General features: G+C 72.4%; 21 protein-coding genes and 1 tRNA gene. 12 read left to right on the top strand and 10 right to left on the bottom strand.

Annotated elements, in window-relative coordinates:
* The first annotated feature begins 7 nt into the window (after positions 1-7).
* Both cysS and rlmB read left to right on the top strand, forming a co-directional pair.
* Positions 8-1,423, top strand: coding sequence for a cysteine--tRNA ligase (gene cysS, locus EAD96_RS08625; protein WP_121683873.1), 1,416 nt, complete (start codon positions 8-10; stop codon positions 1,421-1,423).
* Positions 1,423-2,544, top strand: coding sequence for a 23S rRNA (guanosine(2251)-2'-O)-methyltransferase RlmB (rlmB, locus tag EAD96_RS08620; protein WP_121683872.1), 1,122 nt, complete (start codon positions 1,423-1,425; stop codon positions 2,542-2,544). Before cysS ends, rlmB begins: the two co-directional genes overlap by 1 nt.
* A gap of 60 nt (positions 2,545-2,604) precedes the next feature.
* On the opposite strand, the gene EAD96_RS08615 is transcribed toward rlmB, so the two are convergent.
* Positions 2,605-3,696 (bottom strand): ABC transporter ATP-binding protein, encoded by a 1,092-nt coding sequence (locus EAD96_RS08615; RefSeq protein WP_120572844.1) that lies wholly within the window; start codon positions 3,694-3,696, stop codon positions 2,605-2,607.
* A gap of 365 nt (positions 3,697-4,061) precedes the next feature.
* Between EAD96_RS08615 and EAD96_RS08610 the strand changes: the two genes are divergently transcribed.
* A tRNA-Thr gene (locus tag EAD96_RS08610) sits at positions 4,062-4,138 on the top strand.
* Between the two features lie 79 nt (positions 4,139-4,217).
* Here the strand turns inward: EAD96_RS08610 and EAD96_RS08605 are convergent.
* On the bottom strand, positions 4,218-4,604 hold the full coding sequence (locus EAD96_RS08605; RefSeq protein WP_121683871.1) for a VOC family protein: 387 nt from the start codon (positions 4,602-4,604) through the stop codon (positions 4,218-4,220).
* A 163-nt stretch (positions 4,605-4,767) separates the two neighbouring features.
* On the opposite strand from EAD96_RS08605, the gene EAD96_RS30815 reads away from it, so the two are divergent.
* On the top strand, positions 4,768-5,733 hold the full coding sequence (locus EAD96_RS30815) for a hypothetical protein (RefSeq protein WP_147457855.1): 966 nt from the start codon (positions 4,768-4,770) through the stop codon (positions 5,731-5,733).
* Here EAD96_RS30815 and EAD96_RS08595 read toward each other — a convergent pair.
* A complete protein-coding gene (locus EAD96_RS08595) occupies positions 5,682-6,128 on the bottom strand; it encodes a hypothetical protein (protein ID WP_121683869.1) in 447 nt (148 codons plus the stop codon). The two genes, EAD96_RS30815 and EAD96_RS08595, sit on opposite strands and share 52 nt — an antisense overlap.
* Positions 6,129-6,254: 126 nt before the next feature.
* On the opposite strand from EAD96_RS08595, the gene EAD96_RS08590 reads away from it, so the two are divergent.
* The 4 genes from EAD96_RS08590 to EAD96_RS08575 are packed head-to-tail and all read left to right on the top strand — an operon-like array spanning position 6,255 to position 8,329.
* Positions 6,255-6,755 carry a GNAT family N-acetyltransferase gene (locus EAD96_RS08590; protein ID WP_121683868.1) on the top strand — a complete coding sequence of 167 codons (501 nt, stop codon included), beginning with the start codon at positions 6,255-6,257 and terminating at the stop codon, positions 6,753-6,755.
* Between the two features lie 38 nt (positions 6,756-6,793).
* Positions 6,794-7,213: a helix-turn-helix domain-containing protein gene (locus EAD96_RS08585; RefSeq protein WP_121683867.1), complete on the top strand. Its 420-nt coding sequence runs from the start codon at positions 6,794-6,796 to the stop codon at positions 7,211-7,213.
* A gap of 35 nt (positions 7,214-7,248) precedes the next feature.
* Positions 7,249-7,668 (top strand): VOC family protein, encoded by a 420-nt coding sequence (locus EAD96_RS08580; RefSeq protein ID WP_030502816.1) that lies wholly within the window; start codon positions 7,249-7,251, stop codon positions 7,666-7,668.
* 49 nt (positions 7,669-7,717) lie between these two features.
* Positions 7,718-8,329 (top strand): histidine phosphatase family protein, encoded by a 612-nt coding sequence (locus EAD96_RS08575; RefSeq protein WP_121683886.1) that lies wholly within the window; start codon positions 7,718-7,720, stop codon positions 8,327-8,329.
* A gap of 7 nt (positions 8,330-8,336) precedes the next feature.
* Here the strand turns inward: EAD96_RS08575 and EAD96_RS08570 are convergent, their stop codons facing one another.
* On the bottom strand, positions 8,337-8,993 hold the full coding sequence (locus tag EAD96_RS08570) for a type 1 glutamine amidotransferase domain-containing protein (protein ID WP_233585556.1): 657 nt from the start codon (positions 8,991-8,993) through the stop codon (positions 8,337-8,339).
* 76 nt (positions 8,994-9,069) lie between these two features.
* On the bottom strand, positions 9,070-9,522 hold the full coding sequence (locus tag EAD96_RS08565) for a hypothetical protein (RefSeq protein ID WP_121683865.1): 453 nt from the start codon (positions 9,520-9,522) through the stop codon (positions 9,070-9,072).
* Between the two features lie 170 nt (positions 9,523-9,692).
* Between EAD96_RS08565 and EAD96_RS08560 the strand changes: the two genes are divergently transcribed.
* From EAD96_RS08560 to EAD96_RS08550, 3 genes are all read left to right on the top strand, one after another.
* A complete protein-coding gene (locus tag EAD96_RS08560; RefSeq protein WP_121683864.1) occupies positions 9,693-12,092 on the top strand; it encodes a M4 family metallopeptidase in 2,400 nt (799 codons plus the stop codon).
* Between the two features lie 76 nt (positions 12,093-12,168).
* The gene (locus tag EAD96_RS08555) at positions 12,169-12,936 is read left to right on the top strand and encodes an enoyl-CoA hydratase/isomerase family protein (RefSeq protein WP_121683863.1); all 768 of its coding nucleotides are present in this window, start codon (positions 12,169-12,171) and stop codon (positions 12,934-12,936) included.
* A 58-nt stretch (positions 12,937-12,994) separates the two neighbouring features.
* The gene (locus tag EAD96_RS08550; RefSeq protein ID WP_121683862.1) at positions 12,995-13,606 is read left to right on the top strand and encodes a hypothetical protein; all 612 of its coding nucleotides are present in this window, start codon (positions 12,995-12,997) and stop codon (positions 13,604-13,606) included.
* On the opposite strand, the gene EAD96_RS08545 is transcribed toward EAD96_RS08550, so the two are convergent.
* Positions 13,581-14,132, bottom strand: coding sequence for a peroxiredoxin-like family protein (locus tag EAD96_RS08545; RefSeq protein WP_121683861.1), 552 nt, complete (start codon positions 14,130-14,132; stop codon positions 13,581-13,583). The genes EAD96_RS08550 and EAD96_RS08545 overlap by 26 nt on opposite strands.
* A 69-nt stretch (positions 14,133-14,201) precedes the next feature.
* On the opposite strand from EAD96_RS08545, the gene EAD96_RS08540 reads away from it, so the two are divergent.
* Complete coding sequence (locus EAD96_RS08540) at positions 14,202-14,825, top strand: TetR/AcrR family transcriptional regulator (protein ID WP_233585554.1); 624 nt, start codon at positions 14,202-14,204, stop codon at positions 14,823-14,825.
* 73 nt (positions 14,826-14,898) lie between these two features.
* Here EAD96_RS08540 and EAD96_RS08535 read toward each other — a convergent pair whose 3' ends face one another.
* The 4 genes from EAD96_RS08535 to EAD96_RS08520 all read right to left on the bottom strand — a co-directional run bounded on the left by EAD96_RS08535 (position 14,899) and on the right by EAD96_RS08520 (position 18,775).
* Positions 14,899-15,339: an HNH endonuclease gene (locus tag EAD96_RS08535; RefSeq protein WP_120572855.1), complete on the bottom strand. Its 441-nt coding sequence runs from the start codon at positions 15,337-15,339 to the stop codon at positions 14,899-14,901.
* A gap of 89 nt (positions 15,340-15,428) precedes the next feature.
* On the bottom strand, positions 15,429-16,619 hold the full coding sequence (locus EAD96_RS08530; protein WP_233585553.1) for a hypothetical protein: 1,191 nt from the start codon (positions 16,617-16,619) through the stop codon (positions 15,429-15,431).
* Between the two features lie 54 nt (positions 16,620-16,673).
* A complete protein-coding gene (locus EAD96_RS08525) occupies positions 16,674-18,218 on the bottom strand; it encodes an FAD-dependent oxidoreductase (RefSeq protein ID WP_121683859.1) in 1,545 nt (514 codons plus the stop codon).
* A 77-nt stretch (positions 18,219-18,295) separates the two neighbouring features.
* Entirely contained in the window at positions 18,296-18,775 is a 480-nt protein-coding gene (locus EAD96_RS08520; protein WP_121683858.1) for an MSMEG_6728 family protein, read from the bottom strand.
* Positions 18,776-18,891 lie beyond the last annotated feature (116 nt).

Genomic DNA, 18,891 nt, shown 5'->3' with positions numbered 1-18,891 from the left:
TTGTGAGGTGACGCTACGCCTGTATGACACCGCCACCCGATCGGTGCGGGACTTCGTCCCGCGGGAAGCCGGCAAGGTGGGGGTCTACCTGTGTGGTCTCACGCTCCAGGCCCCGCCGCACATCGGTCACCTTCGCTCCGGCGTCAACTACGACGTGCTGCGCCGCTGGCTGGTGAGCAAGGGCTTCGAGGTCACGTTCATCCGCAACCTGACCGACATCGACGACAAGGTCCTGGCCAAGGCGATGGAGCAGGACCGGCCGTTCTGGTCGATCGCGTACGCGAACGAGCAGATCCTCACCGCCTCCTACCGGGCGCTCAACGTGCTCCCGCCCACGTACGAGCCGCGGGCCACCGGGCACATCCCGGAGATGCACGAGCTGATCGCCCGGTTGATCGAGACCGGCCACGCCTACCCGGCCACCGACGGCTCCGGCGACGTCTACTTCGACGTGGCCTCCTGGCCCGCGTACGGTTCGCTGTCCGGCCAGTCCCCGGCGGACATGCAGTCCGCCGGCGACGCCCCCGACCGCGGCAAGCGTGACCCGCGTGACTTCGCGCTCTGGAAGGGCGCCAAGCCGGGCGAGCCGGCCGACGCCTACTGGCCGTCGCCGTGGGGCCGCGGCCGGCCCGGCTGGCACATCGAGTGCTCGGCCATGTGCTGGCGCTACCTGGGCCCGGAGTTCGACATCCACGGCGGCGGGCTCGACCTGACGTTCCCGCACCACGAGAACGAGATCGCCCAGTCGCAGGCCGCCGACCTGCCGTTCGCCCGCTACTGGGTGCACCACGGCCTGCTCGGCATCGGCGGCACGAAGATGGGCAAGTCGCTCGGCAACACGCTCGACCTCGACTACGTGGCCTCGCTCGGGGTCCGCCCGGTGGAGCTGCGCTACTACTACGTGGCGGCGCACTACCGGTCCCGCATCGACTACTCCGAGGACGCGTTGCGCGAGGCCGCCGTGGCGTACCGGCGGATCGAGGGCTTCGTGCAGCGGGCGACCGAGCGGATCGGCCCGGGCCGGCCCGGCGACCTGCCGGCCGGTTTCGTGGCCGCGATGGACGACGATCTCAACACGTCGGCGGCGCTGGCGGCGCTGCACGAGGTGGTCCGGGAAGGCAACACCGCGCTCACCGCCGGCGACGATGTGACCGTCCGCACGACGCTGGCCGCCACCCGGGCGATGCTGGATATCCTCGGCGTCGACCCCCTGGACCCGGCCTGGACCGGCGGCGGCCGCACGGACGACCTGCGCGGCGTGGTGGACTCCCTGATCGCGCTGGCCCTGGAGCAGCGCGCGCAGGCCCGCGGCCGCAAGGACTGGGCTGCCGCCGACGCCGTACGCGACCAGCTCAAGCAGGCAGGCGTGGTCGTCGAGGACACCCCCCAGGGCCCGCGTTGGACTATTGGAGAGCAGGACTGATGGCCGGCAACTCGCAGCGCCGTGGCCGGCGACTGACGCCGAAGGCGGGTGCCCCCAAGGGCACCGGTGGCAAGAACAAGGACTCGCTCGCCGGGCGGGGCCGCACGTTGCCCGCCGACGAGCGGCCGTGGCACAAGGCGTACTCGGGCACCGAGAAGCTGCCCCAGCGCACCGCCTGGAAGCAGGACAAGGAGCGCCGCGCCGCCGCCGAGGAGGGCCGCGCGCCCAAGATCGGTCAGCCCGGCACCAAGGACACCACCTGGGGCAAGGGCGGTGGCCGAGGCACGCCCACGACCAAGGGCCGGAGCGGCAAGCCGGCCGGCGGCCGGGGCGGTCCCCGGGTCGCGCCGGGCCGCAAGGCCAACCCGGCGAAGGACAGCCCGGAACTGCTGGTCGGGCGCAACCCGGTGCTGGAGTCGTTGCGCACCCAGGTGCCCGCGACCGCGCTCTACACCGCGCAGGGCATCGACATCGACGACCGGGTCAAGGAGATCGTCCGCACCGCCGCCGACCGCGGCATCGCGATCCTGGAGGTCAGCCGCGCCGAGCTGGACCGGATGACCGGCGGCGTGCTGCACCAGGGCGTCGGCCTCCAGGTGCCGCCGTTCGCCTACGAGCCGTTCGACGACCTGGTCGCCGCCGCGCTGGAGCAGGCCGCCCCGCTGCTCGTCGCGCTGGACGGCGTCACCGACCCGCGCAACCTCGGCGCGGTCATCCGGTCGGCTGCCGCGTTCGGCGCGCAGGGTGTCTTCGTACCCGAACGGCGTGCCGCCGGGATCACCGCGACCGCCTGGCGGACCAGCGCCGGCGCGGCCGCGCGCGTGCCCGTCGCCCAGGTCACCAACCTGACCCGGTCGCTCAAGGCCTGCAAGGACGCCGGCTTCGTCGTGGTCGGCCTCGACGCCGACGGGCAGACCGACCTGTACGACCTGGAGGCCGCCGTCGGCCCGCTCGTCGTGGTGGTCGGCTCCGAGGGGCGCGGGCTGTCCCGCCTGGTGGGGGAGACCTGCGACCTGACCGTCAGCATCCCGATGGTCTCCGACGTGGAGTCGCTCAACGCCAGCGTCGCCGCCGCGGTCACGCTGGCCGAGGTCGCCCGCCGCCGGTCCGTCGAGGTCTGATCGAGAGTACGAAGAAGGGGCGGTCCGCCGTGGCGGGCCGCCCCTTCTCGCGTACGTAGGTCAGATCCGCTGGCCGGTGGTGGCGTGGAAGACGTGGCTGCGGCCGGTACGCGGCTTGACGAACACGGTGTCACCCATGTTCGGCATGCTGCGGCGGTCGGTGCGGACCACGAACCGCTCGTTGTGGCCCTCCAGCGCGGCGTGGCCGTAGACGTTGGCGTCGGAGCCGAGGTCCTCGACCAGCTCGACCACGACCGGCATGCCGCCCTCGGACGGGCTGACCAGGTCGCAGTCCTCCGGACGGAAGCCGACGGTGACCTTGCCGTCGCCGCCCTCGGAGCGGGCCGCCTCGACCTGCTCGCGGGTCAGCGGCACGATCATCTCGGCGAACGCGCCGCCCTGGTCGGTCAGCTTCACCGTCTTGATGTTCATGGCCGGGGAGCCCATGAAGCCGGCGACGAAGACGTTGGCCGGGGTGTCGTAGAGCGCCCGCGGGGTGTCCACCTGCTGGAGCACGCCGTCCAGCATGACCGCCACCCGGTGACCCATCGTCATGGCCTCGACCTGGTCGTGGGTGACGTAGACAGTGGTGACGCCCAGCTTCGCCTGCAGCGAGGCGATCTGCGTACGGGTCTGGACGCGCAGCTTGGCGTCGAGGTTCGACAGCGGCTCGTCCATGAGGAAGACCTGCGGCTCGCGGACGATCGCGCGGCCCATGGCGACACGCTGGCGCTGACCGCCGGAGAGCGCCTTCGGCTTGCGGCTGAGGAACTCCTCCAGCTGGAGCAGTCCGGCCGCCTCCTTGACCCGCCGGTCGATCTCCGACTTCGAGGTCTTGCGCAGCTTGAGCGCGAACGCCATGTTCTCGTACACCGTCATGTGCGGGTAGAGGGCGTAGTTCTGGAAGACCATCGCGATGTCGCGGGCCTTCGGCGGGAGGTGCGTGACGTCGCGGTCGTCGATGTAGATCGCGCCGTCGTCGACGTCCTCCAGGCCGGCGAGCATCCGGAGGCTGGTGGACTTGCCGCAGCCGGACGGGCCGACCAGGACGAGGAACTCCCCGTCACCGATCTGGAGGTCGAGCTGGTTGACGGCGGGGCGCTCGGTGCCCGGATAGATCCGGGATGCCTTCGCGTAGGTGACCGTAGCCATGATGGAGCGCTTCCTTTCACCGGCAGGAACGTGCCGGACGATCCGAGTGAAGGAGCGACCGGTGCCCAAGGCACCGGCCAACGGGGTCGTCGCTCAGGCAGCCGAGGCCGGCCGGAGTGTCGTCCGCGTCACTGCACGGTAAACGGCTTTCGCGATCGTGCCAAGACGTGGCGCGTCGGATGGGACGGACGGCATACGCATAACGGTCAGGAAGGCACTGCGAGGCATCAATCTCCCGGCCCGTGAGCGTTGCCGGGCGATGATCCATCGGCCGTACCGGTCGGGATACCGACGTTTTCCGTGCTCGGGAGCCCTGCGAGGCGGGATTTCCGGGGCTCAGTCGCTATGCTGAGCCCGACGCACGCGCCCCTGTAGCTCAGCTGGCCAGAGCACTCGCCTTGTAAGCGAGATGTCGCCGGTTCGATCCCGGCCGGGGGCTCCAATTCCACAAGGCGTTCCGGTCCGATGCCGCGGGACGCCCGGCTCCGTCTGCAGCCACACGACGGTGCACGCGCGAGGGGTCAGGCGGGCCCACTGGCGTCGGCCCCCGCGGGCTGCCAGAGCTGGACCATGTTGCCCTCTGGATCTCTGAGGTTCGCGAACCGGCCGTTCGGATACTCCTCGGGGTCCACCTCGACGTCGATACCCGCATCACGTAGTTGGTCGACCATCGCGTCCAGGTCCGCGACCCGGAAGTTGAGCGACCAGGAGTGCTCGGGGCCGCCGAAGTGTTCGGAGTCCGCCGGCATGGCCGCCAGGACGGTAGGTCCGGGCTGCTGCCACCAGGAAGACACGTCGTAGGACTCCGGTGCCAGGTCGACCCCGAGGTGCGTGGCGTACCAGTGGTTGATCCGGTCCGGGTCGTGTGCCCGGAAGAAGACGCCGCCGATGCCCGTCACGCGTTCCATGATCTTCTCCCCCGCTGGCGCTGTCAGGCCGAGCCTGCCGGTTTCAGGCTAGAGAGGCCCCTGGCATCTGACGAGCAGCCATTCCGGCGAGCAGGAGCGAGAAGTCGCGGAGGGTCGATGCCACACAGACCGAGAGGCACTCGCGCCGCCGTAGCATGGCGCGGTGAGGCGATCCGGATTGTCGTCCGCGCCGGCCGGCCGCTGGGACGGCCTTGTCGTGCACGCCGAGCGACCGTCGCGCCCAGCGCTTCGTGTCGAGGTCGCCGGTGGTCGTCGGCTCCTGATCCGCCAAGCCGACCGGGTCGTCCTGCTGGGTCGGCAACGGGCCCGCGCCCGCGGCGTCTTCTACGCCCGTACGGGCCTGTACCGGTCGCCGATTCCTCCGATCGGTGCGGCGCACGCACGCCGGATCCGCGAGACGAGCGCGGACGACGATGCCTGGGCCGCGCGATGGGCACACCAGTTCACAGACTGGCTTCAGGTTGCCGGGAAGGGCCCGCTGCACAGTGGCTGTTGGACCCTGGCGCGGGGAATGCCGAGCTGGAGTGTGCCGGGACACTGGCAGCGACTCCCGGCCGTCGACCCTGATCGTGGGCACGTCACATGGTTCGGCTACGGCGACCCGGATGAGGACCAGCGTGACGTGCTGCCCTTGCGGAGGCTCTCACCGGCGGGCGCCGGCCGGGTTCGCTCGTATCGACGGCAACTCCGGGAGGGCATCCTGCCGCCGGCGCTGCTGTGGTGGGTGAGCGGCTTGAACACCCTGCTGGTGCTCGACGGCCACGACCGCCTCACCGCGGCCCTGACCGAGCAGGCTGTGCCGGAGGTGCTGGTGCTCGCGCCGGCAGTCGATCCGGAACCCGCCTCGGTGTGGCAGCGCCAGTTCATCCGGGAGTACGTGGGAAGGATGACGAGTCCGCAACCTGCTCGGGGCGACTCCGTGTCGCGGACGTTCGCCACGGTGCTCGGCGACATCGCCCGTACCGAAGGGCGAACGCGCGCAAGGCCGTTGCCCGGCGGACCGGCAGCCTGGGACCGGTACGCGACGGAGCTGGCACCGGGCTGGGCCACGCATGGTCAGTCCCAGAAGTTGAACAGCAGCTCGCCGACGGTGGCCGGTGCCCAGTAGCCGATCTGGTCTTGTTCGGCGCGGTCGAGGGCGCTCAGGTCGGCCTGCGACAGCGGGATCCCTAGCTGATCGGCGGTGAGGACCCTGGCGTCGGTCAGGGTGTCGAGGACAGCGGCGAGGTCGGCGTGGTCGACGAACGTCACGGTGGCGTCGCCGCCGGCTCGCGGGCGGGCGAAGGCGATGAACGGCACGGTGACGTGCCGCAGCACCGCGACGTGGTGCCGGGCAGCGGCGATGTCGACGGTGTGGAAGCTGGGTGTGACGCCGGCGGGGGTCACGCCGGTGACGGTGGCACCGAGGGCGCGGGCGGCGTGGTGACAGACGGCGGTGAAGGCCCTGACGTCCGCTCGTCCGCCGGGTGTGTGGAAGCCGGTGGCCCCGGGCGGCAGTCTCATGGTCAGGCTCCCTGGTCGTCGCGGCCGGTGCAGGCTATCCGGCGCCGGCGTGCAGGCCCGGCAACCCGACCCCGCCCACGCCGGATATCGATTGTCCGCTCGGGGTGCCTGCGGAACCCTCTTCGCATGATCGAGACACGCGTCCTCGGCGAGGACGACTGGAAGGTGTGGCGGGAGCTGCGGCTCGCCGCGCTCGCCGAGGCCGGGTACGCCTTCGGCGCCCGGCTGGCGGACTGGCAGGGCGACGGCGACCGCGAGGAACGCTGGCGCGGGCGGCTGGCCGTCCCCGGGTCGTACAACGTCGTGGTGCTGCTCGACGGGCAACCGGTCGGGATGGCGAGCGGGATGCCGACCGAGCACGACGGGGTCGTCGAGCTGATCTCGATGTACGTGGCACCCGGGGGACGCGGCCGGGGCGTGGGCGACCACCTCGTCCGGGCGGTCGAGCAGTGGGCCCGGCTGGTGGGCGCGCGGACGCTGCGGCTCGCCGTGGCGGAGGGCAACCCGAACGCGTGGGCCCTCTACCTGCGCACCGGCTTCCGGGACACGGGCGAGGTCGGCGGCCTGATGCCCGACGGCGTACGCCGCGAGCACATCATGACCAAGAGCCTCGTGGACGAGCCGTAGGCGGTCGAGGCGCGGACCGCGCAGTAGGCTGACCAGCGATGAGTCGCGCGGTCGAGGAGTCCAACCGGGCGATGCTGCGTGCCCGGGACGCGATGGACCGGGCGTACGCGCAGCCGCTGGACATCCCCGCGCTGGCCCGGATCGCGCACGTCTCGGAGGCGCACTTCATCCGTACCTTCCGGGCCACCTTCGGCGAGACACCGCACCGCTACCTGCAACGCCGCCGGGTGGAACGCGCCATGTACCTGCTGGTGCGCACCGACGAACCGGTCACCGAGATCTGCCACCTGGTGGGCTTCGGCAGTCTGGGCACGTTCAGCCGGACGTTCCACGGCATCGTCGGTGAGTCGCCGTCGGCCTACCGGCGCCGCAAGGCCGCACCGGCCGACGTCCCGAGCTGTTTCACCAAGGCCTGGATGCGCCCGAGCGCCACCGCGGGACTGCGCACTTTTGGATAAGCAGCAGGCCGGGACGCTGCTCTAGCGTCGTGGGCATGACGATGACTTCGACTTCCCGCTCCCAGATCTACGTGCTCGACCAGGACGAGGCGCTCGACTTCTACGTGGGCAAGCTCGGCCTGGAGGTCAGCACCGACCAGGATCTCGGTTTCATGCGCTGGCTCACCGTGAACGTGCCGGGCGACCCGGGCCGGGAGATCCTGCTGGAGAAGCCGGGCCCGCCGGCGCTGGACCCGAAGACGGCCGAGCAGGTCCGGGAGCTGCTCACCAAGGGCGCTGCCGGGGGTTTCCTGTTCTTCACCACCGACGACGCGCACAAGACGTACGCGGATCTGGTCGCGAAGGGCGTCGAGGTGACCGACGAGCCGACCGACCGGCCGTACGGGATCGACTTCGGCATCCGCGACCCGTTCGGCAACCGGATCCGGATCGGCCAGATGCACCAGGGCCGGTGAACGGCGCGGCGGCGGGCTAGTCTCGCGGTCCCCGACCGTGGAGGTGCCGATGCCCAGCCGCCTGCTCTACCTGGTCCGTCACGGCGAGCAGGACCGGCCGGAGGAGGAGGCGGACACCGGCCTGTCGGAGCGGGGCCGGCGGCAGGCGACGCTGCTGGGCGAGCGGCTGCGCGGGGCCGGGCTCACCGCCGTACACCATGGGCCGGCCCGCCGGGCCGCGGAGACCGCCGCGCTGGTCGCGGCGTCGCTGCCGGGTGTTCCGGTACGCGAGGACGACCGGGCCGGCGACCACATGCCGCACGACACCGACCCGGCCGGCCTGCCCGAGCGGTACGCGGAGTTCCTGGCCGCGTTCACCGAGCGGGAGCGGCGCGACGGGCCGCGCGTGACAGCGGAGGCGGTGGCCCGGTTCGCCGCCGCCCCCGCAGAGGGTGACGTACGCGAGCTGGTCGTCACCCACAACTTCCTGGTCGCCTGGCTGGTGCTGCACGCGCTGGAGGCGCCGCCGCACCGGTGGATCGGGCTCAACCAGCAGAACTGCGGGCTCACCGTGATCCGCTACAGCTCGGGCGGCCCGCCGACGCTCGTCGCGCTCAACGACGTCGCCCACCTGCCGCCCGAGCTGCGGGCCACCGGTCTGCCCGACGACTACCGGTTCTGACCGGCGCTCAGGGGATCAGCTTCACCACGGCGTCGGCGACGGCGCGGGCGGACTGCGGGTTCTGGCCGGTGACCAGGCGTCCGTCGACGACCACGTGCTCGGTGAAGTCAGGCGCCGGCACGTGCTGCGCGCCCGCCTCGGTGAGCTTGTCGGCGAGCAGGAACGGCACCTCGTCGGTGAGGCCGACGGCCGCCTCCTCGCTGTTGGTGAACCCGGCCACCCGCTTGCCGGCGATCAGCCGGGAGCCGTCGGTGAGGGTGAGGTTCACCAGCGCCGACGGGCCGTGGCAGACGGCGGCCACCACGCCGCCGCGCTCGTAGACCGAGCGGGCGATCCGGGCCAGGTCGGGGTCGTCGGGGAAGTCCCACATGGTGCCGTGGCCGCCGGCGAAGAGGATCACGTCGTACCGCTCCGGGTCGACGTCGGCGGCCTTCGGGGTGTCGGTGACGCCGGCGGTGGCGAGGAAGTCGTTCTGGGTGGTGTCGTTCTCGTCCCGCCCGTCGACGGGCGGTTCGCCGCCGGCCACCGACGCCAGGTCGACGTCGTACCCGGCGGCGCGGAACACCTCCCACGGCTCGGCGGCCTCGCCGACGTAGTAGCCGGTCGAGCGGCCGGTTCGGCCCAGCTCGGAGTGACTGGTCAGGGCGATGAGTGCGCGAGTCATGCCTTCCATGCTGGCCCGGTCGCCGGTCCACCGGCCATAGGCCGATGTCACAGCGACAGCGGGTTTGAAAGCCGGGTCAGCCGGTGGCGCGGGTGAGCAGCTCGACCACCTCGGCGGTGACGGCCGGCGGCCGGGCGGCGGGCCCGCAGTCCACGTACCCGCTTTCGGCCGGGCCGACGGTGAGCCGGTAGGTGAACCCGTCGGCGCAGTTGTCCGGGCCCTTGGTCTCGGTGGCCTCGGTGGCCAGCCGGGGGTCGGTGGCGAGCTGTCGCAGCCGGGCGAGGTCCGTCTCGGCGAGCCTGCCCTCCTGGGAGGCGCCGGTCCGGTCGGTCCTCGTCCAGTGGCCGTCCGGCCGCACGGTGACGGTGTCCTTCACCCCGGCGATGCCGCCCGACTTCTCGAGCACGACCTCGGTGGCGGGCAGCGGCGAGGGCCCGTCCGTGATGACGGGTGGCGCGTCGGCGCGGGCGCAGCCGGCGAGCGGGAGGAGAAGGGTGGCGACGGCCGCCGCGGCGGAGGCAGCTCTCATACCCGATCGGACGCGCGACGGGACCACCCGGTTCCGGCCCACCGGTCCTCCTCATCCGTTCGGTCAATGTCTCCGGCGGGATCTCGCCAGCCTCTTTCACGTTCTTCGATGTATCGCTATATCTACATCAGTGACTACCCCCGTCACAACTTCGCCTTCCAGGAGGGCCCGTGAAAAGATCCGTCGCCGCCGTCAGCGCAGCGCTGCTCACCAGCGGCGTGCTGGCCTGCGTCACCACCTCGGCGCAAGCGGCAGCGCCAAGCGCCCCCAGCCCCGAGACCTCGGCCGCAGCCAAGGCCGCGAGCCTGCTGCGCGCCAACCCCGGCGTCGTCCAGGGCGCCGGCGGTGAGGCCTATCAGGCCGTCCGCACCAAGGTCGACCCCTCCGGGGCCGCGCACACCCGGTACAGCCGGACCTACCAGGGTCTCCGCGTGTACGGCGGTGACTTCGTCATCCACACCGCCCCGAACGGCACCATGACCAGCGCATCGGTCAGCCTCTCCGCCCCGCTGACCCTGAGCACCACCGCCAAGGTCGGTGCGGACGCGGCCAAGGCCAGCGCCCGCAAGACGTTCTCCGGGTCGCTCACCTCGGTCGGCGCGCCGGAGCTGTTCGTCGACGCCAGCAGCGGCAAGGGCCGGCTCGCCTGGGAGACCGTCGCGACGGGCTGGAAGGCGGACAAGCAGACGCCGTCGAAGCTGCACGTCATCACCGACGCCACCACCGGCAAGGTGATCGGCTCGTACGACGAGATCGAGACGGTGGCCGGCACCGGCCAGGGCATCTACACCGGCTCGGTCACCATCGACACGACGCTGAGCGGCAGCACGTACCAGATGATCGACCCGGTACGCGGCAACGGCCGTACCTGCGACATGAACAACGGGACCTCCACCTGCACCACGTTCACCGACGCGGACAACGCGTGGGGCAACGGCGCCACCTCGAACCGGCAGTCGGCCGCGGTGGACGCGCACTTCGGCGCCGCCAAGACGTTCGACTACTTCAAGAACGTGCACGGCCGCAACGGCATCTTCGGCAACGGCCAGGGTGTGCCGAGCCGGGTGCACTACGGCAACAACTACGTCAACGCGTTCTGGGACGGCTCCCAGATGACCTACGGCGACGGCTCGGGCAACTCCCGCCCGCTGGTCTCGCTGGATGTGGCCGGGCACGAGATGAGCCACGGCGTCACCGAGGCGCTGGCCGGGCTGGTCTACTCCGGTGAGTCCGGTGGCCTCAACGAGTCCACCAGCGACATCTTCGGCAACATGGTGGAGTTCTACGCCGCCGCGCCGAGCGACCCGGGCGACTACCAGGTCGGTGAGAAGATCAACATCAACGGCAACGGTACGCCGCTGCGCTACATGTACAACCCGTCGCTGGACGGCTCGTCCGACTCCTGCTGGTCCACCAGCACGAAGAACAAGGACGTGCACTACTCCTCCGGTGTCGGCAACCACTTCTTCTTCAACCTCGCCGAGGGCACCGGCGCCACCGCGTACGGCACCTCGCCGGTCTGCGGCTCGGCCCCGGCGGTGACCGGCATCGGTCGCGCCAAGGCGGAGAAGATCTGGTACCGGGCGCTCGACGTGTACTTCACCTCGAACACCTCGTACGTCAACACCAGCAACCCGGCCAACACCGCCCGCGCGTACACCCTGCGGGCCGCGACCGACCTGTACGGCAACTGCTCCACCGAGTACAAGACCGTCCAGGCGGCGTGGACCGCGGTGAACGTGGCCGGCAACGACGCGCCGTGCAGCTCCACCGGCAACGACTTCTCCGTCTCGCTCTCGCCGACCTCCGGGTCGGTCACCGCGGGTGGATCCGCCTCCGCCACCGTCGCCACGTCCACCACCAGCGGCACCGCGCAGACCGTGACGTTCTCCGCGTCCGGCCTGCCGACCGGCGCCACCGCGTCGTTCAGCCCCGCCTCGGTGACCTCGGGCGGCTCGTCCACGCTCACCGTCTCCACCAGCTCCAGCACCCCGGCCGGCACCTACTCGGTGACGGTCACCGGCAGCGCTGCGTCGGGCACGAAGTCCGCCACGTACTCGCTGACCGTGAGCAGCGTCGGCGGCGGCTGCACCGGCGCGGGCCAGAAGCTCGGCAACTCCGGCTTCGAGTCCGGCAACACGGTCTGGGCCACCACCTCCGGCGTCATCGGCCAGTACGGCTCGCAGGGCCAGCCGACCCGCACCGGTACGTGGAACGCGTGGCTGAACGGCTACGGCAGCACCCGCACCGACACGCTGTCGCAGTCGGTGAGCCTGCCGAGCGGCTGCTCCGCGTACTCCCTCTCGTTCTGGCTGCACATCGACTCGGCCGAGAGCACCACCAGCGTCCAGTACGACAAGCTGAACGTGCAGGTGCTCAACTCGTCCGGCTCGGTGCTGGCCACGCTGGCGACCTACTCGAACCTGAACAAGGCCAGCGGCTACAGCCAGAAGTCGTTCTCCCTGGCGGCGTACGCCGGGCAGACCGTCACGCTGAAGTTCACCGGCACCGAGGACAGCTCGCTGCAGACCTCGTTCGTGGTCGACGACACCGCGCTCAACGTCTCCTGACCTGACCGCCCGACCCCGGGGCCCGGCGGCCACCCACTCGGGTGGTCGCCGGGCCCCGCCCGTTACGGTCGGACCCATGTCCGACGCGGAACTGACCGTCACCCTGGACGGCCCGGTGGCAACCGTGGTCATCCACAACCCGGCCCGGCGCAACGCCATGACTCCGGCCATGTGGCGGCAGCTCCCGGTGCTGCTCGACGGCCTGGAGGCCGACCCGGCGGTACGGGTGCTGGTGCTCACCGGCGCGGGCGGCACGTTCTGCGCCGGTGCCGACCTGGGCGACCTGGACGAGCTGCTGGCCGCCGGTGACGGCAGCATCGCGGTGGCCGCCGAGGAACGGCTCGCCGCGTTCGGCCGTCCCACCGTCGCCGCGATCGAGGGCGCCTGCGTGGGCGGCGGCTGCCAGCTCGCCGTCGCCTGCGACCTGCGGCTGGCCGCGGCCGACGCCCGGTTCGGCGTACCCCCGGCCCGGCTCGGCCTGGTCTATCCGGCACCGACCACCCGGCGGCTGGCCGCGCTGGTCGGGCCGTCCGCTGCGAAGCACCTGCTGTTCACCAGCGAGCTGGTCAACGCCGACCGGGCGCTGCGGATCGGCCTGGTCGACGAGGTGCTGCCGGCCGGGGAACTGGCCGGGCGGGTGGCGGCGCTGACCGCCACCGTCGCCGAGCGGTCCCGGCTCACCGTGACCGCCGCCAAGGAGATCGTCGACGGCCGCGCCGACGCCGAGCGACTGGCCTGGTGGCACGCCCAGGTGCGGGACAGCGGCGAGGCCCGCGAGGGGGTGGCGGCGATCAACGAGCGCCGCCCGCCGCGCTTCGGCTGGACCCCGCCCGCCACGCGCTGACCGCCGTTTGACCGGCATCCCCCGATGGGTACGTTCCGGCCGTCGAACGGGGGCCATAGTGGACGGTGATTCGGAACGTCGGGAGATCAAGCGGGGACGCCGCCGTGTCCGGCTGCTGCTGGTCGGCACGGTGTTGACGTTCGCGCTGGCGTCGGTGCTGGTCGGGCTGATGGCGAACGGTGCGTTCCCGAGCAGCTGGCTGGAACGCGGTGACCCGCCCGACTGGGTGGAGGTGACCGGTCTGGTTCTCGTGGTGCTGGGTCTGGGGCTGGAAATCGTCGCGCTGGTCCGCATGGTCCGCAGCGGCAGTCACCGGGCCGACCGCGAGTCGCGGCTGTGGGCGGTCAGCTTCCGCCGTCGCCGGGAACTGGTCCGGGCCGTCCGGCGGGGCGTGGTGGACTCCCCGGACGACCTGCCCTGGCTGCGCACCACCGCCGAGCAGTTGATCCGGCAGCGGAGATTCGTGCCGTTGTTCGGCGGTCTGGTGACGATGAACCTCGGCCAGTTGCTGCTCAGCCTGGCGCCGATCTGGTTCGTCCTGTTCGGCGTCACCGGCGTGATGTTCGCGCTCGCCTGCGGGCAGATCCTCCGGGACCCGCCCCGGGCCGAGGCGTTCCTGCGGGAACACCCCGGCGATCCGGCGGTCAGCGTGCCGACCGGCTCCCGCTGACCTGGGCCAGCAGTTCGTCCACCGACCACTGGTCGGAGGCGTGTTCGCCGTGCTTCGCGGCGAGCACCCGCCCGTCGGGGGCGATCAGGAAGTCGGCCGGCAGCCCGAGCCGGCCGCCGTGCGGCGTGCGGGACGGCAGTCGCTCCCGGCCGCGCAGGACGTGCCAGGTGCCGGTCACCACGGCACGCAGGATCGGCAGCCAGGCGCGCGGGTCGAGCAGCGACCGTCGCGCCGACTCCACCCCGAACTCCCGGTAGAGCCGCCGGTCCGGATCGGCCACCACGGCGAACGGCAGATCGGCGACGTGCTCGCGCAACTCGTCGGCGGGGGAGTGGAAGAGCACCACCTCGCGTACGCCGGCCGCCTCGATCTCGGCGTGCCGGCGGACGATCGAGCGCAGGTGGAGGTTGCAGACCGGGCAGCCGGCGAAGCGACGGAACTGGAGGTGGACCAGGCGGTCCGGATCCGGCAGGTCGATTCGGGTGCCGGTCACGCTGGTCAGGTGGCGAGGGGTGACGACGTCCATGCGCGCTCCCGTTGTAGGCGTACGACGTACTCCTACAACCGTAGGCGTATCTTGTACGCTGTCAAGGCCATGCCCCGTCCCCGTTCCCTGACCCACGCCCAGCTCGCCGACGCGGCGCTCGCGGTGCTCGACCGGGACGGCCTCGCCGGCCTCACCATGCGCGCGGTCGGCGCGCAACTCGGCACCAGCACGATGGGCCTGTACCGCTACGTCGCCGACCGCGACGAACTGGAGGCGCTCGTCGTCGAGCGGGTCCTCGACCGGGTGGACACCCGCCCGCCGCTCGACGTCCCGTGGCCGGACGGCGTCCGGGAGCTGTCCGGCCGGGTACGCCGGGCGGTCGGCACCCATCCGGCCGTCGTCCCGTTGCTGCCCGCGCACCGGCACCGCTCACCGGCGATCCTGCGCTGGGGCGAAGCGGTGCTCGCGGTGCTGACCCGGGCCGGCTTCACCGGCACCGGGCGGGTGATCGCGTTCCGCGCCCTGCTCGGCTACGTGATCGGCGCGATCCAGATGGAACACCTCGGCGCGCTGGCCGGGCCCGGCACGGCCGTCATCGCGGCGTTGCCCCGCGACGAGTTCCCCCTGCTCGCCGAGACCGCACGGGCGGCCGGTGCGGTCGCACCGGAGGACGAGTTCGGTGGCGGGCTGGACCTCCTGCTCGACGGGCTGGCCCGGCGTCTCGGCACCTAGGGCATGGTGGGACCGGCGGGCGCGGCGCCGGGGCGTACCCCCGACACCGCCCCCTGTGCCCGCCGGCCGTCCGTCACCGCGCCAGCGCGGCCCAGCTCGGCGTCACCGGCTCCCGCCGCAGCGGCATGCCCGCCTCGGCCGGGGTCCGGTCGCCCTTGCGCTGGTTGCACGCGTAGCAGGCGGCGGTGGTGTTCCCCCAGGTGTTCCGGCCACCGCGCGAGCGGGGCAGGATGTGGTCGATGGTGCTGGCCGCGCCGTCGCAGTACGCGCACTTCCGCCTGTCGCGCGCCAGCACCCCGGCCCGGGACCAGGCCGGGCCGGCGCTGAACCGCCAGCGGGTCACCACGTACCGGACGAGGCGGACCACCCGCGGCAGCGGGAAGACGCCGATCACCCGGTCGGGCTCGGCCTCGTGGATCTCGGCGACCCGGCGGCAGAGCATCCGGATCGCGTGCTTGACGGTGACCCGGTGCAGCGGGCCGAGGTCGGCGTTGATGACGAGGACGGCGTCCACCGGGCTCTCCCTTCACGATCGGCGGTACGGCGACGAAAAAGCCGCCCGGTCCACGGGACCGGGCGGCGACGACGGGGACGCGAGACGCGTCAGTCGTGCCCTCCGGGCCAGGGACCGTGTTCCCGGCAGCCGTCGCCGAGCAGCCACGACGTGATCGTGGTGGCGGATCGCAGCGACATCGACGGCTCCTGGAACGGTGGTTGACCTTGCGCGCTCACGGTAGATCGATTCGGGAATCGCGGGCAACGTATTTCGATCCGGGCGGTCATCTGCACCACCAGTTCGCTGTCCAGCAGCGGGCGGTTCACCTCGGCCGCCACCGACAGCGTGGGTGTGGAGATCGACCGCCAGATCGCGGTCAGCCCGGCGCCGAGGCCGACGAGCGCCACCGCCGCCCGGGTGGTGGGGGAGCCGGCCGCGGCGGCGGCACTGACCCCGACGACCGCGAGCAGCACCACGAGCAGGGGCGCCAGCACCGGCCAGAAGATGCCCCGGGCCGCCTGCGCCACCAGCTTCCGGTCCCGGATGACGACGTTGCGGGCGATCACCGCCCAGTTCTCCTCGTCCAGCAGGTCGCGCGGGTGCAGGCCGCCGGTCAGGACGTCCTGCCACAGGTCGCCCTGGTTGCGCAGCTCGCGGGCCAGCTCGGCGAGCCCGGCCTCGCCCGGATCGCCCACTGTGGCCCGGCCGACAGCGGTGGCCCAGGCGGCGAGCGAGCGGCGCACCACGGCGGCCGAGTACGGCGGCAGCACGCTCGCCAGCTCGTCCAGCCACCTGCTGATCTGGAGGTGCCGGCCGCCGAAGCGCGCGGCGAGCTGGTCGGCGTCGCCGCGCCGGACGGTGTCGGCGAGCGAGCGCCCGAGCCGGTACGCCACCCCGACCCGGTGGTTCGTCGCCATCGTCCACCGCAGCACGTCGATGTTGAGGTCGTCGAGCGCCCGCAGCAGCGGTTCCCGGTCGGCCCCGGTGGCACCACGGGCGGCGGCGGCGGACGGCACCGTACGGCCGGGCGGGGTCAGCGGCGCGATCTGGGCCAGCGCCACGTCCACGCCGTCGAGGTACATGCCGAGCCGGTGCCGCCCGGCCAGCTCGGTCAGGTTCGACAGCTTCGGCGGCGCCGGCGTCTGCCGGTGCCCGTCCCCGGTCAGGTCGGCGGTCTGCGCGTGGTGGTAGGCGTCCGCCATCGACCAGCCGAGCCGCAGCGCGGTGACCACCGCGGTCCGTTCGTCCCGTGGCGTGCCGTGCTCCTCGTCGCGCCGATCCCGCGTCGCGGTGCTCACCGCCCGACCTCCCGTGTCACCGGATCAGTCGAGCGTAGAGGCGTTTTTGGCCGCTTATGACCGTTTCGGTGCGGCCCGCCCGGCCAGCAGCCCGCGCGGCCGGATCGAGCGGACCGGCTCGGTCGCCGCCCCCTCGACCCGCAGGATGTGGTTCGCGGCGATGATCCCGGTGGCCGCCGACCGTTCCATCAGCGCGCTCGGGAACTCGGTGCGGATGCCGTCCCCGGCCAGGTAGAGGCCGGGCGCGTCGGTCTCCACCCCGGGACGCCACGCGTGGCTGCCGGGCGTGAACGCGGGCGCCTGCGCCTCGACCCGGGCGCGCAGCTCGCGTACCCGCAGGCCGGCCACCTCCGGCCAGAGCGCGGTCAGCTCCCGCAGCATCCGGGCGGCCAGCTCGTCGGCCGGCACGTCCGGCTCGCAGGCGTACGCGTGCAGCTCCACCACGGAGCCGCCGGTCCGCTCGGCCCAGCGGCGGGGCTCGTCCTCCAGCCGGTGGTAGAGCGTCACCGAGTCCAGCGTGGGCTGCCGGGAGACGCCGCTGAACACCGCGCGGTCGGCCCGGACGTCCCCGTCCATCCAGTAGCGGGCCACCGCGTACGGCGGGCCGGGCCGGCCGAACGCGGGCATCCGCGCCACCAGCTCGGGCGCTGCCCCGGCCAGGCCGGGGGAGGCGTCGACGAGCGCGGCGAGCGCGGGCGGGTCCACCGCGAGCACCACGTGCGGCGCCTCCCAGGCGTCGCCGTCGGCACCGGTGACCCGCCAGCCGTCCGGGGTACGGTCCAGCCGGGCGGCCGCCGCGCCGGTCAGCACCCGGCCGCCGTGCTTCTCCACGTACCGGGTCAGCGGCTCCCAGATCGCCGTGCCGTAGTCCCGATCAGGGCAGTCGAACGCCAGCCCCTCCGGGTTGCCGAGCAGGTAGAAGTGGAACTGCGCGATCATCTCGGCGGCCGACATCTCCGCCTCGTGGTTGAAGAACGAGTGCGAGAAGACCTCGAACAGCATGGCCCGCGCCCGGTCCGGCAGCCGCAGCGAGGTGAGCAGCTCGTCGGCGGTCCGCTCGTCGAACTCCTCGTAGGTGCGTACCGGGTCGTAGGTGAGCAGCGGCAGCGCCGCGTCCCGGTCCATCGACCGCAGGTCCGCCAGGCGCAGGCTGGGGCTGCGCAGCAGCAGCGCCAGCAGGTTCGCCGGGGGCGCGGGCGGCAGCTTGCCGAACTCCTCGGTCGGCCACTGCTCGGACAGGATCGGATAGCCCGGGATCGGCTTGAGAAAGCCCAGCTCCGGATCGACCCGACGCAGGATCGACCGCCAGTTCCAGTACTGCCGGAAGAACGCGTGGAAGCCGTGCTCGTTGCGCTGGACGCCGTCGGGCAACTCCTCCGGCCAGGCGCCGAGCCGTCCGCCGAGGTGCGGCGCGGCCTCCAGCACCGTCACGGCCACCCCACGCTCGGCCAGCACCACAGCCGCCGACATGCCGGCGATGCCGCCGCCGACCACGAGCGCCGCGACCGGTCGCGGCACGCGGTCGGGGCCACCGCCGCCCGGGTCCACCACGTGCTCGCGTACGCCGATCAGGCGACCTACCACTTGCGACAGACCCACGGGGCATCCTCCAGTCGGCGGTGCTCACAGTCTGCCGGTCGGGGCGGCAACCCGCTGGGTACGCGTCGGCGGGGCGTTCACGGCAGGCAGCGGCGCGGGCGGTCCGACGGCGGCCAGACGTACTCCAGGTCGGGGGAGACATCGCCGAACAGCGGCGCATAGTGGACCGGGTCCTTGCGCAGCAGCGACGACCGGTGGCTGCGGTGCAGGTCGTCGCGGCCCAGCCAGGGCGGCAGCTCACCGGCGGCGGCCAGTTCGTCCTGGGTGCGGATCACCGAGATGCCGCATGCAGTCGCGAGATCGGTGGCGAGCGTGCCGGCGCAGGTGTCGGCCCGGCCCGGCTCGCACCACACCGCGCACATGTCCAGCCCGTACCGGGTCAGCGCCTCCTCGTACCCGGCCCACATCTTCACCGCGGGGTGGTTGCGCCAGCCGTAGTCCGGCCGGGTCAGCCCGCGCAGCACCTGGATCGCCTCCACGCGCTGCTTGCCCAGCCGCTTCTGGTCCAGCGTGCGCGCGCTGGCCAGGAAGTCCGGATACGGCAGGAACGTCTGCATGCCGGTGCTCTACCCGGACCCGGGCCCGCCATGCGTTCATGATCGCCGGGGCTGCGCACATCGCGAGCGGCTGACTACGATCCGGACATGGCCGAGCCACTGCGCGACCGCGCGCG

It is taken from the genome of Micromonospora sp. BL1 (assembly GCF_003667485.1).
Taxonomy (GTDB): Bacteria; Actinomycetota; Actinomycetes; order Mycobacteriales; family Micromonosporaceae; genus Micromonospora; species Micromonospora tulbaghiae.
The sequence above is the reverse complement of the archived record's forward strand: the minus strand, read 5'-3'. Positions and strand labels throughout refer to the sequence as shown.

Coding starts and splice junctions, on each gene's coding strand:
- rlmB (WP_121683872.1), top strand. CDS start 1,423: ATGGCCGGCAACTCGCAGCGCCGTGGCCGGCGACTGACGCCGAAGGCG.
- EAD96_RS08615 (WP_120572844.1), bottom strand. CDS start 3,696: ATGGCTACGGTCACCTACGCGAAGGCATCCCGGATCTATCCGGGCACC.
- EAD96_RS08605 (WP_121683871.1), bottom strand. CDS start 4,604: ATGGAACGCGTGACGGGCATCGGCGGCGTCTTCTTCCGGGCACACGAC.
- EAD96_RS08595 (WP_121683869.1), bottom strand. CDS start 6,128: ATGAGACTGCCGCCCGGGGCCACCGGCTTCCACACACCCGGCGGACGA.
- EAD96_RS08590 (WP_121683868.1), top strand. CDS start 6,255: ATGATCGAGACACGCGTCCTCGGCGAGGACGACTGGAAGGTGTGGCGG.
- EAD96_RS08585 (WP_121683867.1), top strand. CDS start 6,794: ATGAGTCGCGCGGTCGAGGAGTCCAACCGGGCGATGCTGCGTGCCCGG.
- EAD96_RS08580 (WP_030502816.1), top strand. CDS start 7,249: ATGACGATGACTTCGACTTCCCGCTCCCAGATCTACGTGCTCGACCAG.
- EAD96_RS08575 (WP_121683886.1), top strand. CDS start 7,718: ATGCCCAGCCGCCTGCTCTACCTGGTCCGTCACGGCGAGCAGGACCGG.
- EAD96_RS08570 (WP_233585556.1), bottom strand. CDS start 8,993: ATGACTCGCGCACTCATCGCCCTGACCAGTCACTCCGAGCTGGGCCGA.
- EAD96_RS08565 (WP_121683865.1), bottom strand. CDS start 9,522: ATGAGAGCTGCCTCCGCCGCGGCGGCCGTCGCCACCCTTCTCCTCCCG.
- EAD96_RS08555 (WP_121683863.1), top strand. CDS start 12,169: ATGTCCGACGCGGAACTGACCGTCACCCTGGACGGCCCGGTGGCAACC.
- EAD96_RS08545 (WP_121683861.1), bottom strand. CDS start 14,132: ATGGACGTCGTCACCCCTCGCCACCTGACCAGCGTGACCGGCACCCGA.
- EAD96_RS08540 (WP_233585554.1), top strand. CDS start 14,202: ATGCCCCGTCCCCGTTCCCTGACCCACGCCCAGCTCGCCGACGCGGCG.
- EAD96_RS08520 (WP_121683858.1), bottom strand. CDS start 18,775: ATGCAGACGTTCCTGCCGTATCCGGACTTCCTGGCCAGCGCGCGCACG.